This is a genomic window from Marinobacter alkalisoli (assembly GCF_045449795.1).
Taxonomy (GTDB): Bacteria; Pseudomonadota; Gammaproteobacteria; order Pseudomonadales; family Oleiphilaceae; genus Marinobacter.
The window spans coordinates 133,318-149,099 of sequence record NZ_JBJJLB010000016.1; the positions used below are offsets into that span (position 1 = coordinate 133,318).

The 15,782-nt window shown below is 62.2% G+C and carries 5 protein-coding genes; all 5 read left to right on the forward strand.

Annotated features, from left to right (window positions below; translation table 11 throughout):
- Window positions 1-257 precede the first annotated feature (257 nt).
- The 5 genes from ACJO3M_RS05230 to ACJO3M_RS05250 all read left to right on the forward strand — a co-directional run bounded on the left by ACJO3M_RS05230 (window position 258) and on the right by ACJO3M_RS05250 (window position 15,714).
- Window positions 258-10,556 (forward strand): VCBS domain-containing protein, encoded by a 10,299-nt coding sequence (locus ACJO3M_RS05230; RefSeq protein ID WP_407000311.1) that lies wholly within the window; start codon window positions 258-260, stop codon window positions 10,554-10,556.
- A complete protein-coding gene (locus ACJO3M_RS05235) occupies window positions 10,549-12,693 on the forward strand; it encodes a type I secretion system permease/ATPase (RefSeq protein WP_407000312.1) in 2,145 nt (714 codons plus the stop codon). The genes ACJO3M_RS05230 and ACJO3M_RS05235 overlap by 8 nt, the downstream gene beginning before the upstream one ends.
- Window positions 12,690-13,865 carry a beta-barrel domain-containing protein gene (locus ACJO3M_RS05240; RefSeq protein ID WP_407000313.1) on the forward strand — a complete coding sequence of 392 codons (1,176 nt, stop codon included), beginning with the start codon at window positions 12,690-12,692 and terminating at the stop codon, window positions 13,863-13,865. The genes ACJO3M_RS05235 and ACJO3M_RS05240 overlap by 4 nt, the downstream gene beginning before the upstream one ends.
- Window positions 13,866-13,975: 110 nt before the next feature.
- Complete coding sequence (locus tag ACJO3M_RS05245) at window positions 13,976-14,368, forward strand: hypothetical protein (protein WP_407000314.1); 393 nt, start codon at window positions 13,976-13,978, stop codon at window positions 14,366-14,368.
- Window positions 14,365-15,714 carry a TolC family protein gene (locus ACJO3M_RS05250; protein WP_407000315.1) on the forward strand — a complete coding sequence of 450 codons (1,350 nt, stop codon included), beginning with the start codon at window positions 14,365-14,367 and terminating at the stop codon, window positions 15,712-15,714. The genes ACJO3M_RS05245 and ACJO3M_RS05250 overlap by 4 nt, the downstream gene beginning before the upstream one ends.
- Window positions 15,715-15,782 lie beyond the last annotated feature (68 nt).

Genomic DNA, 15,782 nt, shown 5'->3' on the forward strand with positions numbered 1-15,782 from the left:
CGCAAAAACGCTTCATTACCGTCTCCTTACGCTTGATGTCGTCCATTTGTGCGAAAAACTACCCAATCTTATTGTGACGACAGGTGTCACATCAAGGTGTATCGGTGGTTTCCAGCCCACTGTTTCCAAGGGTGTGACGGTTACTGCGTCCACTGTGACTTCTATAGCCGGTCAAGAGCTTTATGCTTGGGCTGGCGAGAGAATGCGTTTATTGGAGCCAGGGGCGACAAGGCCAGGATGCTAAACAGGAGTCAAATATGAAGTCAGCGGTGTTTCCCAAGTCCGGGAATGGGTCCTCCCGAACGTTTGACGGAGATCGCGTCACCCTGGAGGCCCCGGGTGTGGTTCAGTTACAGATTGGGCCGGAACAAGTTGCCCGATTCGAGCGGGATGGAAGCGACCTGGTACTGGTCCTCGAGGACGGCACGGTTTTTGTTATCGAGAATTTTTTCGTTGAGACCGCAGACGAACGAAGTGACCTCGTATTCGAGGACGGGAACGGTATCACCTGGTGGGCGCAGTACGGTGACGTCTGGAACGGATTTGATATCGCCGAGATCAACGACAATGTCGCTGCCACACCGTTCCCCTGGGCGGCGCCGCTGGCGGGTCTGGGGCTTTTGGCCGGCGGTGCGGCCCTGGCGGAGCACGGTTCCGGCTCTTCATCCGATGCGCCGTCCAACGTTGCGCCCGCAGCCTCTGCCGATCCGGTGACAACGCCGGGCGACACACCGGTCAGGGGGTTAGTGAGGGGCACAGACCCTGATGGTGATCAACTGACGTTCGAGCTGAGTGGCGATCCCGAGCACGGCACGGTGACGGTTAACCCGGACGGCAACTACGAATACACCCCCGACGAAGATTACGATGGCCCTGACAGCTTCGAGGTGACCGTAGACGACGGTAACGGCGGCACCGATATCGTGACGGTGCCGGTCATGGTAACCCCGGGGAACGAACCGGCGACGATCTCCGGAGAAACGGAGGGAGCAGCGGTCGAGGCTGGTGGTGTTGATAACGGTACCCCGGGAAGCCTGAGTGCCAGTGGCTCGCTTACCGTGTCGGACGCCGACGAGGGCGAGGCCGTCTTCGAAACCCCTGCGAGTCTTGAGGGTACCTACGGCACGTTCACCTTCGACTCGGCGACCGGGGCGTGGACCTATACGCTGGAGGATGGACGCGCGGCGACCCAGGCCCTGACCGATGGCGAAATCGTGACTGACGAACTGGCGGTGTCCAGCCTGGACGGCACGGCGAACGAATCCATCGCTGTGACCATCACTGGCACCAATGATGTGGCGGTGGTCACGGATGACAGTGGCCAGGTGACCGAGGACTCCGATGTGGAGGCTGGCCTGCTGAGCACGAGCGGTCAGGTTGCGATTGACGATGTCGATGCCGGTGAAAACCGGTTAGACGCTCCCAGCCTCGCCTTTGAAAGCGCCAGTCACGGAGGCCCGGCTCTGGGCAATCTGAGCGTCGAGAGCGATGGCAGTTGGACCTACCGTGTCGACAATTCCCTGGCCGAGGTGCAGTCGCTTGTCCTGGGCGAGACGATGACCGAAAGCTGGACCGTGATATCCGCCGACGGCACTGACACCGGCACGATCACGGTGACCATCACCGGTACCAACGACCTGCCTGACATTTCCGGCGAGGCCACGGGAGATGTGGCCGAAGACGGTGTGCTGTCCACCAGCGGCCAGTTGGCGGTGGACGATATCGACACCAGCAACACCCACGGCTGGAGCGTCGAAGGCAGCACGGGTGAGTATGGCGAGCTGACGGTCGATACCAGCACCGGCGAGTGGACCTACACCCTGGACAACGATGACGCTCGCGTCCAGGCCCTGGCCGAAGGCGAGACCCTGACCGACGAAATCACCGTACGCGTCACAGACAACGACGGTGGCTACGACGAGCAGGTGGTGACTGTCACCATCACCGGCAGCAACGACACCCCGGACATCTCGGCCGGTTCGGACACCACGGCCATGGTCACGGAACTGACCGATGGCGATACCGACGAGAACACGCTCGAACATAGCCAGACAGGAACGATTGAGGTGTCCGACCTCGATACTACCGATACTCACTCGGTTGATTCGGTCCCTCAGGGCACAGGCTATCTCGGTACCTTTACCCCCGGTACGATCGACCCCGAAACAGGGGAGCTCGATTGGACCTTTACCGTCGATGACGCCGATCTGGATGTACTGAGCGCAGGTGAAGTGCTGACCCAGGAGTATCAGGTGACGGTGGAGGACTCGCAGGGTGCGAGCGACACAGTAACCGTAGAGGTCACGATCAATGGAGCCAACGACCGGCCCGAACCGGAAGACGACACCACACTGATTGCTCCGGGCGATATTGCGGTGCTGGACGTTCTGGCCAACGACACAGACGTCGACGCGGGTGAAACCGCCACGTTGACGGTGACCCAGGTGGACGGCCAGGCCATCGCCCCGGGCGGCAGCATCACCCTGAGTGGTGACCGCGGGACGGTCTCGCTCAATGGCAATGGGGAACTGACCTTTGTACCCGGGCCCAATGCGCCGGAGCAACTTGTGCTGCCCTATACGGTCGACGACGGCAGTGGCGCGGGCGATGCTACCGCGACGGCGAATTGGGTTATCGATATCGCTGGTGTGACCATCAGCGACGACGCCAGCCCGGCTGGCGCCGATGTACCGGACGACGTGCTCTCCTCGGTGGATGACCTGGGCCAGGTGTCCATCACCGGCCAGGCGGCGGTGGGCGGAACCGTGACGTCACTGACTATCTCCGACGGCACCAACAGTGTGGACGTCCCGGCGGCGGGTATCACCGTGCAGCCTGACGGTTCCTATTCGGTGACGGCCGACCTCAGTGGGCTGGATGATGGCACACTGACCGTAACCGCCGACGTGGAGGACGCGGAGGGCAACCCGGCCACGAGCACTGACACGATTCTCAAGGATACCGCCACCCCGGTGGCCATCGACCCGGTGCTGGTGGTGGAAGGCGAAGCGCCAACCATCACCGGCACCGGCGAACCCGGTGCGGCCATCACGCTCGACGTCGATGGCGAGACCTACTCTGCAACGGTCCAGTCCGAAGGCGCCTGGAGCGTGACACTGCCTGACCCATTGGGGACTGAAAATACCGAAATTTCGGCCCAGGCGGTGGATGACTACGGCAACACCAACAGTGCCGGCCGTACCGTGACCGGGCTTACTGTCACCGACGAGGTGGCGGGCGAACCCGAGGATATCGTGGTCTCGGAGTCTGCCTTGACGGGCGGTTCGCAAGAGGGAAGCGGGGCGGACGCGGTCAGTTCCACCTTCGCGCTGGTCGCCGATGTCTCCGAGCTTTCCGAAATCGTGATCGGTGGCACGGTGGCGGGCGGCACACTGAGCGGTGGCGACACGGTGACGCTTGCCCAGCTGCAAGATGCCGCCACCACGCCGGTGGACGTATCAACCCAATACGGCACGCTTACCATTACCGGCTTTGATGCCGGGACCGGCGCTGTCAGCTACACCTACACGCTGGACGGTAATACGGAAGACCACAGCGCCGGCGCGCTCAATGACATTGTCCGCGAGACGATCCAGGTGGCCGCTGTTGAAACCGATGGCGATATCCGGGTAGGTGAACTCACTGCCGCCGTTGTTGATGATGTGGCCGCGCCGGTGGATGACACCCCGATGTCGGTTGCCGAGGGAGGCTCGACCGTTGGCGGGGCGAACCTGCTGGCCAACGACACACTCGGGGCCGATGGTGGTCGGGTCCATGAGATCACCTATACCGACAGGTCTGGTACAAGCGCTTCAGCGGTTATCCCCGATGGTGGTTCCGAGACGGTCGAGACACAGTATGGTGAGTTGACCGTTGGCAGCGATGGCACCTGGTCCTATACGCCACTGGCAAGCGCGGATCACGCCAAGCCGGACAACGATACCGAACTGAGCGACGACTTCAGCTACACCACCATCGACGGCGATGGTGATGTGTCCGCGGAAGCGGCAATGCAACCAGTCACAGTGACCGATTCGGTTCCCGAGCTCGGCACGCCGGACCATGCCATCATCGACGAAGAACATCTGCCGACCGGGAGTAATCCCGACCCTGCTCAGCGTGAGGTAAGCGGATCGCTCGATCTGACGCCGGGGCAGGACAGCGTCAATGTGACGCTGACCACCGACAGCGCGCCCGCGGGGCTCCAGTCCAGCGGCGAGGATCTGCGCTATGAGCTGTCCGCCGACGGGCACAGCCTGACCGCCTACAAGGGCGCGGGGACTGAGGCCGTCTTCGTTGTCACACTGACCGATCCGACATCGGCCTCGGCCGGGTATACCTTCGAGTTGCTGCAGGCGATCGACCATAACGGTGCGGAGAGTCAGGATCTGGCCTTCGGTGTCGAGGTCACCGACAGCGATGGCGACACTGACACGGCCGGTTTCATCGTCGAAGTGGTGGATAACGCGCCGCTGGCGGAAATCGAGCGAGACATCGACGAAGACAGCAGCGGTTTTTCCTTCAACATTTCGGCGGACGCGACGTCGGACAACACCAGCCTGACGCAGGACGGTACCTCCCTGACCGGCACGTCGACACCTGGCGGCGGCATGGAATACAAGACCGGGCATGGCACCGTGACCATCAGCGCGGATGGCGAGGTGACCTACGTGCCCGACACGAACTACAGCGGTACGGAGACGTTCGAGGTCACCACGAGTGATGACGGCACGAATGCCACCACGACCGTCACGGCAAATGTTGCCCCGGTGGCGGATGCCCCGGGGGTGTCTGTCGATACCAGCAATATCAACACGCTTGAAGACACGGCGGTGGCCCTGGGGCTGGAGGCGCCGACCATCACCGATGACGGCGGGGGTACCGGCAACAACACCACCCCCGAACGGATTGGCGAGATCACCCTCTCGGGTCTTCCCGAAGGGGCGGTGCTTCAAGGGCCGTTTGGCACCACAACGGTCGACGCCAGCGGCAGCGTGACCATTACGCTGAGTGATCCGGGGCTGACGGTAACGGGCACCAGCGCGGACCTGACCATGACCAGTGCTGAGCTCGAGGCGCTTGAGGTGCTGCCGCCGGAGCACGCCTCGGGGAATTTCGAGGTGAATTACACAGTCACCAGCTATGAGGTCGACGGTAGCGGCACGGTCCTGGCCGGTGTGGATGGGACCACCAGCAGCGACAGTGTCACGGTCCATGTCCAGGCGGTGACCGACCCGGCGGCGCTGGTCTTCGACAGCTCGGTTGATGACAGCACCGTGGATAACGCCGATGCCATCAGCTATGGGGGCGATGGTGGTAACACTCAGGCCGATGTAACCCTCAAAGAAGACACCACGGTCGACCTGTCCGAAATCCTCTCGACCAGCTTCGACGACCTGGACGGCAGCGAACTGCGTTCGATCACCATCAGCAACAACACCGGGGCCGATATCGTTGTCAACGGGGAAACGATTGCGAGCGGCGATGACGTGACCGTGGCCGCCCCTGGCCTGAGCGGCGATACCGAAGGTCTGCCCGCCATCAACATCGGCGGCGCGGACGATTTCAGTGGCGACCTTGAAGGCATTACGGTAACGCTCAATGCCCAGGACCGGGATGCTGACGGCTACTGGGACGGCGCGGAGGTGCCGGGCCCGGCCGACGGCGTCGCCGAGGCGGATGAGAGTGACAACAGCGTCACGCTGAACCTGCACGTCACACCAGTGGCCGACGACGTGCAGGTCGATGATGCTGAAGGCGATGAGGACAGCGCCATTGCCTTCCTCTCGGGGGTCCGGCTGACTGATGGCAGTGCCGATGTCAGCGCTGGCGGCAGTGAAGTAATCACCGAAGTGTCCTTCGAGGTTCCCGCAGGCTGGGAAGTGGCGGACTCAACGGTGTCAAACGGGGCCTCGACGGGTGCGTCCGCCGGGCTTTCGGGGGGCACCTATACGATCACCTTTACGGGCGGGACTGAAGCGGAGCGTGAAGAATATCTGGACGGCTTCACCATCACCCCGCCTGCCCATGACAGCAGCGACGCGACCATCACGCTCCGGGTGTCGAGCGAGGATGAAAGCTCTGTCAACGGCTCGACCGAGACGGATACCGCCCTGGAAAGGGAACACGACCTGACCATAACGGTGAACCCGGTGGCCGAGGAAGTCGGGACCGATACCGACGGCGACACCAACGATGACCTGACCATGGCACCGGATTTTTCCTACTCCAGCTCGGCGCAGGAAGACCAGTGGTTCGACCTGAACAGTGACGGTTTTGACCTGAGCGCAGGCTGGCTCAACCAGGACAGTGGCGAAGAAACCTTCGCGCGACTGACGCCCGAGCTGATTGCCGGTGATGGTGGCCTGTCCGATGCCACCGGATCACAGTTCCGGTGGATGGAAGATGGAGTTCAGAAGGAGGCCGTCTACAACGGCACGCCGATCGATGTGCCCGCAAGCGCGCTGGACACACTGGAATTCCGTGCCGCCGACGATTTCTCGGGTCAGTTCGATATCAAGGTGCAGGCCTTTACCGTCGATGCCGACGATGACGGTGGTACGAACAGTTCAGAGGCGGTCAGCGGCGAGGCGACCCTGACCAACGTTCTGATTACCCCCGTCGCCGACGATGTGACCCTGTCGCTCGCTTCGCGAACGCAGGGCAGTGAGGACGAGGACATCCCGCTGAATATCCGTCCCACCAGCTCCGACCCGTCCGAGGTTTTCACCGTCACCATTGCCGATATTCCTGATGGTGCGGTGCTGACCTATGATGGCAACCCGCTGACCGTGGCGGGGGGCAGTGTCACCATCGAAAACTTCGATTCTTCGGCTCCGCTCACCCTGCGGCCGCCGGAACACAGCAATGACGACCTCACGCTGAACGTCACGGCCCAGTCCGTCGACGAGTTGGAAGTTGACGGGACAACCTACTCAGACAGTTCGGACCCGATCAGCCTGGATATGGATGTTGAGATCCAGGGTGTCGCCGATCAGGCCGATGTTTCCGTGACCCCGCAGGAATACGCTGAAACCAACCTGGACAGCGGCGCCGACAGCGTAACGTTGGCAGACCTGCTGTCTGTGGATAAGCAGGATAGCGACGGTTCTGAAACCCTCACGGTTCGGATCTCGGATCTGCCAGAAGGGTTCGGCCTGACTCAGGGCACCTCGCTGGGCACCGCGGTTGGCGAGGACCGGGTCTGGGTCCTGAGCGAAGCACAGCTTGCCACCGCCGAGATTACGGTGCCGGATAACTTCAACGGCGAGGTGTCGTTTAGTGCGGTTCCGGTGACCACGGAGAGTGACGGTGACTCGCTGACCGGTACCGAGCAGACGGTCAACTTCGCGGTGACGCCTTCGCCCGAAGCGGATATCACCACCGGGGCAGGGCTGAATGAGGATGCGCGGCAACCGATCAATCTGGGCATCGTTCATCAGGGCGGCGACACCGATGAGGCGCTCGAGGCTGCCGGCATCAAGGTGTCCGATACCGTGGGTGCGGATTTCACGCTCTATCTCGGGAGCGATGCCCTGGCGGATGCCGGCCTGGATATCATCAATGTGGGCGGCGTTGACTATTACGAGCTGACCGCTGCACAGGCGGGCAATCTGACGGCCCAGGGCAGCGAACACCTCGATGGGGACCTGGATGGATTTGATCTGATCTATCGAATCACCGATCCGGGGAATGACGGCCTTGCGGACGTGACCAGCGATTGGCAGAACGGCCATTTCGACCTGGGCGCAGCAGCAGTGACCGATCAGCCGGATCTGGCGATTGACAGTATCACGCTTGGAAGCGGCTCAGGATCCGTGTCCGGTAACGATGTCACCGTGACCAGCGCGGGAGAGCCGGTGACCCTCGACCTGAATGTCTCCACGCCCGACAGCGACGGCAGCGAGCACCTGATTCGCGTGCTCATCGACGACGTGCCTGATGGCGTGACCGTCGAGGGCGGCGAGATGACCTCTGGCGGAAGCTGGCTCCTGATCTACGACGAGGCCGATGCATTGTCGGTGAATGACGCGGGTGGCCTGGTAGTGCCCGTGACCTTCACCGTGGGCGATGAGGCGGCGGGCATTGCCGATGTGCCGATCACTGTGACCGTGCAGACCCAGGATCGCGGCAATGAGCCGGGGGCCGGGACCGAGGTCCTGGCCGACAGTCTTGGTTGGAACCTGACGGCGGATTTCGAAGGTTCTGGCGACTCCACTGCCCCGCCCACAATTGATACCTGGGAGTACAACGAGGCCACCGCCACGGAGGACACGAGCTTCCTGTTGTCGGACATGCTCGATGCACAGGTCACGGCACAGAGTACGGAATCCAACCTCCTGACGGTCACGCTCACCGATCTGCCTGCTGGCACCGAGGTAACCGGAATGGTGCGTACCACGGTGGATGGGCAGGAGGTCTGGACGGCCTCGGTGACGACCGATCCGGGCGACGATCCCGCCGCTGTGCAGGCCAAGCTTGACGGCCTGATGAGCAGCATCGTCATTGACCCTGCGGATAACGCGAACGAGAACAATGCTGCGGACGAGCTCTCGTTCAACGCCACGCTGACCTCGGCAGTTGCCGGTGGGCGTTCGGAGGAACAAACGGTCGCGCCGACGATTCCGGTGGACCCGGTGACCGACGAGGCGGGAATCTCGATCACCACCGACGGTGAACGAACGGAAGCCGACAGTGACATCCCGCTCACGGTGACGGTAACCAATCCGGAGGACGGCGAGCACGGAACCGTTGAGGGCGGAGAACTCTATCTGCAGATTGACGGTACCAACGGGCTGGGCGAGGGCACGCTGACACTGGATGGCGTGACCTACACGGCCGAGTCGGTCACCGGCGTCGACGGTATCGCCGATGGGGACTACTACGTCATTGACGGTGTCACCATGGGCGCGCCGCTGGAGGGACTGGTTTTCACTCCCGATACCATGTCTGAGGGCGAGATTACGGTGGATGCCTGGGTGCGGAACCGGGAAACCGGCGCCACGGCGACAACGTCGGAGGGCTCGGCCACCTTGCCGGTCGCCATCGTCAACGAGGGCGTCTCCCTGTCGTCCGATCCCACCACCGGGAGCGAAGCGGCGAATTCGGACAAGGAATCCCTGACCGAGTTGGATCTGGACCTGGCCCTGAGCGACGCTGACGGCTCCGAGGAGATCGCCACGGTACTGCTCTCGAACCTGCCGGAAGGCTTCCTGCTCTATACCGGGCCCAGCGAAAGTGATGCCACCCTGGCCGAGATGACGACCAACGCAGGTGGTCTCGACGGCACCAACACCTGGGTGCTGTCCGAAGGGAGCCTGCCGAACTACATTGGTATCCTGCCGCCGAAGAACTGGAGCGGGACGCTGGAGGATCTGTCCCTGACCGTGACCTCGGGGGAAACCGCCCTGTCGGAATCGCTTGTCGAGAGCTTCGAGGTTGGCAATGTGACGGTGAACCCGGTCGCCAACGGCATCGAACTGACACCCACCAAATCCTTCGGCGCTGAAGGCGGTATCGTATCGCTGAACCTGAATGCGTCCATGGCCGATTCTGAAGACGCCTCGGTGACGGCGGCGCCGGATGACAGTGTTGAAACTACGACACTGGAACTTCAGGGGCTGGGCGAGCACGCCTCGTTCTATATAGGCGAGGAGATCGTGACCTCCGGAGTGAGCTACGAGGCGGGAACCGATACCTATACCCTGACCGGACTGAGCCAGACCGATCTGGACGGCCTGGGCTTTCGCCAGGCGACCAGTGCCCTGACCGACATGGACGGCGGTACATCGGGTCTGCAGATCAACGTAACGGCGCGAACGTCGGACGGAACCGACGTGTCGGACGATGTCGCAGGCACCGCGACGATCGACCTCAGCGAGCAATTGCCCTCGACCAGTGACGACAGCCTGATCTGGACCGGAGAATCCATCGACGGCCTTGGCGGTTCGGATACCATTGAGTTTCGCGAGGGTGAAAGCCTGACAGGCGACGAGCTGGCCACGCAACTGAGTAACATTGAGACGCTTGAGCTGGGGATCGACGGCAGCAACTCGATCGATGATCTGACCCCGGAGCAGGTCGAGGCCATGACCGATGGCGACAGCCTCCTGACGATCCGTGGATCGGGAGAGGACGAGGTGTCCCTTTCCGGGGACTGGAGCGACAACGGCGACGGCAGCTACACCGGCACCACGTCCTCCGGCGGGGGCGATGTCACCCTGACGGTCGAGGATGTGACGGTTACGCCGCCGGTCAGTGGGTTCGCCGCATCGTCCATGGTGATGTCCTCCGGCGATACGGAAAGCTTCGGTCTTGCCTCGCTCGACACTCAAGAGGCGCCGGAGGCGGACGAACCCGAAGCCGAGACGGTTATTACAATGGACGAGGTTTTGTCCGCCGAGTCGGGCGGTGAGGATCTGACTGCGGGGCTGCCGGAAGAGGATACCGGTGATGCGGCTCCGACCGATGATGCCAGCACCTCCGATCCAGGCAGGCCGATGCCTGGGTCGACGCTGGAAGACGAGCTCCAGTCCGGTGTGCTCTACGATGTCTAGAGTGGTGAAAACAGAGACAGGCGCGTTCGGCACGGGTGCCGCGACCGACAACCGGGACTGGCAGGATGTGGTATTGCGGGTTGCTTCGCATTACCGCATCGCCGTTTCGCCCGAACGGGTTCGGCTCGACCTGGCCTGGTCTGCCGAGGGGGATCAGCTCGCCACGCTGGCGCGCTCCGCCGGGCTTTCCATCCGCGAAACCGGTGTAATGCCGAATGATTTAACGGGCCTTCGCCTGCCGCTCGTGGCCGAGTTCGATGGCGGTGAGATCGGGATTATCGAGCGCGAAACCACCGATGGCTTCGGCGTCGTCCTGACGGGTGATGAGGGGCTGGAAACCCCCTTCACGCGGGAGGAACTGACCGGACGGGTTCGCCGCCTGTTTGTATTGCGTCCACTGGCCAACCGGGCCGACCGCCGGGTGGATGACTATATTGCGCCCTGGCGACCGGACTGGCTGCGCAGCATCGCCCTGGCCGACATGGCGCCCTATCGCGCCGTTACCGTCGCATCACTGGTGACCAACGTGTTGGCACTGGCGGGCGTGATCTTTTCCATGCAGGTCTATGACCGGGTGATACCGGCGCAGTCGATGAACACGCTTTGGGTACTGTTTATAGGCGTCCTGGTAGCCACCTTCTTTGGCTTGATGATGCGCGTCGCGCGTGGCCGGATTGCCGACGCGGCGGGCAAGGCGGCGGACCTGCGGATTTCCGACCGGGTGTTCGGCCACGCACTCCGGGTCCGTAACACTGCCCGCCCGCGTTCAACCGGTACCTTCATCTCGCAGATTCGCGAGCTGGAACATGTGCGCGAGATGCTGACTTCCAGTACGGTCGCGGCGATTGCCGATCTGCCGTTCTTCCTGTTGTTCTGTGCGCTGTTCTTCTACATCGCCGGCTCGCTGGTCTGGATTCCTCTGGCGGCAGTGGTCCTGCTGATTGTGCCCGGCCTGCTGGCGCAGAAGCGCCTGCGCCGCCTGGCCGAGGCGAACACCCGTGAAAGCGCGTTGCGTAGCGCGATGCTGGTTGAGGCGATCCAGGGCCTGGACGATATTAAATCCCTGCAGGCCGAGACACGGTTCCAGAACCTTTGGAACCATTACAACGAAACCACCGCCGGATCGTCGATGGAACTGCGCGACCTGATGAACCGGCTCTCCTCCTGGGCCCAGACGGTGCAAGGCGGAGTCTTTGCCCTGGTGGTCTTCTTCGGTGCGCCCATGGTAATGGCGGGGGACATGAGTACAGGCGTGCTCGTCGCCGCCTCGATACTGTCTTCGCGGATGCTGGCGCCACTGGCCTCGGTGACTCAGATTCTGAATCGCTGGCAGCAGGCGCAGGTCGCACGGGAGGCGCTGGATGGTCTGATGGCCCTGCCGGTGGATACAGCGGCGCAAGAGCAACGCATTCACAAGCCATTGATTCACGGCGACCTTCGGCTTAAAGGTGCCGTATTCGGTCATGATTCCCAGGCCCCGGTGCTGAAGGTCGGGCAGATGACCATCAACCGGGGCGAGCGTATCGCCATTATCGGGCGCAACGGGGCGGGCAAGTCCACGTTGTTGTCCGGTTTGGCCGGTCTGCTGGAGCCGTTGGCGGGAGAGGTTCGCGTTGACGACGTGGTGATGGGGCTGATCGACCCGACCGACCTCCGGCGCGATATCGGCCTGATGGGGCAGGATGCGCGGCTGTTCCACGGTACCCTGCGTGAGAACCTGACCCTTGGTGCGCCCAGGGCAACGGACGAGGCCATCCTTGAAACGCTTGGCCAGATGGGGCTGGTGGACTTTGTCCACCGGCTGCCCGAGGGCCTGGACCACATGGTGCTGGAAGGCGGGCTGGGGCTGTCGGGTGGCCAGAAACAGGGATTGCTTCTGGCCCGGCTGCTGCTACGTAACCCGAATGTATTGCTGCTCGACGAACCCACCGCTTCCCTGGACGAGGTGTCCGAAGCCGCAGTGATTGACGTGCTTGGGCGTCTCGGACGCAGTGTGTCCGTCATCGTCGCGACCCACCGCCCGGAAGTGCTTAAGCTCGTGGACCGACTGATTGTGGTCAACAACGGCGCAATTGCCATGGACGGGCCGAAAGATCAGGTACTGGCGCAACTGCGCTCCGCGAAGGCGGCGGCATGAGCGTCTTGCTGGTGATGGAAGAGCGCGAGACCGCGAAGCCCGAGCGTCGCCTGGTCTGGCTGGTGGTTGTGATGCTGGCGCTGTTCCTCGGCTGGGCGTGGTTTTTTCCCCTGGTGGAGGTATCTAGCGGGCAGGGCACAGTGGTGCCCAGTTCCCGGGAACAGGTGATCCAGTCACTGGAAGGCGGCATCGTCGCCTCGATTTCCGTCAGGGAAGGCGATCTGGTGGAGCAGGGCGAGGTCATCGCGCGGCTCGATCCCACCCGCACCGCCTCCAGCGTTGGAGAGGCGGCGGCAAAATATCATGCCGCCATTGCCGCGGCGGCACGGCTGCGGGGCGAGCTGGCGGACCGTGAGACGGTCACCTTCCCCGATGAGTTGTCCGGTGCTGAATTCGCCCAGTTGCGGACCAATGAACAGGCACTGTTCCAATCGCGCCGCACCAGCCAGCGCGATGCGCTGGCGGGACTGACTGAGGGTCTGGAGCTAGCCCGGCAGGAGCTGGGCATTGCCGAAAGGCTGCAAAGCAGTGGCGCGGCGAGCCGGGTTGAGGTCATCCGTCTACGTCGGGAAGCGGCTCAGATAAGGCTGGAAATTGCCCGCTTACGTGCGGATTCACAGGTTCAGGCCAGGGAGGAGCTGCAGAAGGTCAACGCGGAGGCGGAGGTGCAGGCGTCGATTATGCGCGGGCGTTCTGAACAGCTCGAACGCCTGGTATTCCGGGCACCAATGCGCGGTATCGTCAAGGACATCGCCGTGACGACCATCGGTGGTGTTGTTCCACCCGGCGGACAACTCATGACCATTGTTCCGATGGATGACCAGTTGCTGATCGAGGCGCGTATTTCGCCCCGGGATATCGCTTACATTCATCCGGGGCAGGAGGCGCTGGTCAAGGTCTCGGCCTACGACTATGCGATTTTCGGCGGCCTGTCCGGCGAGGTGGTGACGATTTCGCCCAATACTGTGCGCGATGAAGTGGATCCGGAACAGGTCTATTACCGGGTGTATATCCGGACTCGCGAGGAGTACCTCGTCAATAAGGCCGGAACCCGATTTCCGATTGTTCCGGGCATGATCTCGACGGTCGACATCCGGACCGGCGAAAAAACCGTCTGGCAATATCTGGTCAAACCGTTCAACCGGGCGCAGGAGGCGCTGCGTGAACGATGACGCCATGGCGCATGTGCTAATGGCCAGCAGTCTTTTATACGATTTTTTGATACCGAGAAGAGGTTCCTGATATGACACGATGGTTTAGCGGGCGCGGCGTCCCTTTGGTAATGCTCCTTTTGGTTCTCGTGCCCCTTGGTGCCGCCGAGGCGCAAGATAACGACAGGCTCAACCGGGTAGCCCCCGAGGTGGAGTTCTCATCCGCTGAGCGGAATTATGACGATATGGATGCTCGCTATGCCCGGGAGGGCGTCCTGCGCGAGATCACCCAGGTACGCCGTATCGCCGTTGGGCAGTCGCAGGACGAGCTTCAGGCCGCGCTTGGCAGCTCTGCGGTTGAGCATGATGACGGTTCTTATGAGTATCACCTGTCCCTGCCGCTGACCCGGCAGGATCGGCTTATTTGCCAGTATCGCGTGTTCTTCGACGACCGGGACAAGGTGGCGAGCGCGGTCTGGCGTCGCCCGCAATGCGCTGATCTGGTCCTCGAACAGCCGCAATGATCCGCGGCCAATTACCCCTGGACAGATGCCGTTGGCCCGGAAGCGTCGCGCTGATCACCTGTATCCTGCTTGCGGGTTGCGCCGGGCTGCCCGAGCCGGATGGGTTCGAGGCAGCGGTAATCGAGAGTGCCGAGGGCCTCACCACATTAACCCCGTCCGGTGAGGGTGATGTGAAGAGTGTGGCCCGAAACGGCCTGCTGCGCAGCCCCTCCGTGCGTGAAGCCGCCAGCCAGATATCGGCCAGCGCTGATGAAGTTCGGGTGCAGCGCGCGGCGTTGTTTCCCGAACTGAGCCTTTTCCTGGGAGCCGGTACGGGGGACGCCGGAAGCGGCGATCCCGCCGTTGAGTTGACGGGGTCGCAGTTGCTGTTTGATGGCGGTAACAGTCAGCGCGCGATCAAGGTGGCGGATTTTGACCTGCAGATTAGTTATATCGACTTCCAGAAAGCGGTGGATGATGCTTTACTTGAGCTTCTCAAAGCCTATGACGACGTGCAGAGGCAACGTGAGCTGCTCCATATTTACAGGCGACAGCTCAACGCGTTGAGCGAGCTGGAGGCGCTCGTAACGGCGCGTGTCGAAAGGGGGGCAGTATCAACCACCGACGCTCTGGAAGCCCGAAAACGTCTGCAGTCTGCGGCGTTCCTGGTCAATGATACGAAATTGGCGCTGGCCGAGGCCCGGGACCGGTTGATCCTGTTGAGTGGTCAGTCGCATGGCGGGACTGTCCGGATATCCCCTTCGAGCTGCAAAGTGCGCGGCGAAACCGATGAACTACTTATAGCGCGGCTGGAAATAGCGCGTGCGAAGCTTGTGCTGGAACAAGCTGAGAACGCACGTATTCCCCGGGTGGAGCTTAATCCGGTGGTGCGGGGCGAACTGGGAACCGGCGAGCTGCCGGTCGGGCTAAATCTGGGTATTCAATCCGATTTTCTGCAAGGCGGCGCTCTCAGCGCCAGGGCGAATGCGGAGCGCAACAGGTTTGCGGCGGCAAAGGCCGAGTTGGAGAATGTCAGGCTTGAGGACAGCCTTGAAGAGCGTGGATTGCTTCGTTCACTCGCCTCCGGGAATCGAAAGGCCGGGCTGTTGCGGCAGCAGATCGATCTTCTGTCGAGAACGCGCGAACTCTATCGCAGCCAATATTTTGATTTGGGAACGCGACAGCTCTCGGAACTGCTCGATAACGAAGAGGAATATTATGGCCGCCAGGCCGAACTTGCTGAGCTACGCTCTGAGCTTGCGGCAGACCGACTCGATTGTGCGGTGAGACACCGTGTGCTGCGGCACAAATTGAAGCTGGAAAACAGTAAGATTTACGGATTCCCCCTGACATCGGAACGGATCTGAGTGCGTTTTTCACGCGGTAAGCTTTGTACGTGATGGTGGGCCAGGTTCGTTGGTGAACGGAGAGTCAA

Bases quoted from the DNA above. Each gene is read 5' to 3' on its own strand.
- ACJO3M_RS05235 (WP_407000312.1), top strand. From the start codon at position 10,549: ATGTCTAGAGTGGTGAAAACAGAGACAGGCGCGTTCGGCACGGGTGCC.
- ACJO3M_RS05250 (WP_407000315.1), top strand. From the start codon at position 14,365: ATGATCCGCGGCCAATTACCCCTGGACAGATGCCGTTGGCCCGGAAGC.
- ACJO3M_RS05230 (WP_407000311.1), top strand. From the start codon at position 258: ATGAAGTCAGCGGTGTTTCCCAAGTCCGGGAATGGGTCCTCCCGAACG.
- ACJO3M_RS05240 (WP_407000313.1), top strand. From the start codon at position 12,690: ATGAGCGTCTTGCTGGTGATGGAAGAGCGCGAGACCGCGAAGCCCGAG.
- ACJO3M_RS05245 (WP_407000314.1), top strand. From the start codon at position 13,976: ATGCTCCTTTTGGTTCTCGTGCCCCTTGGTGCCGCCGAGGCGCAAGAT.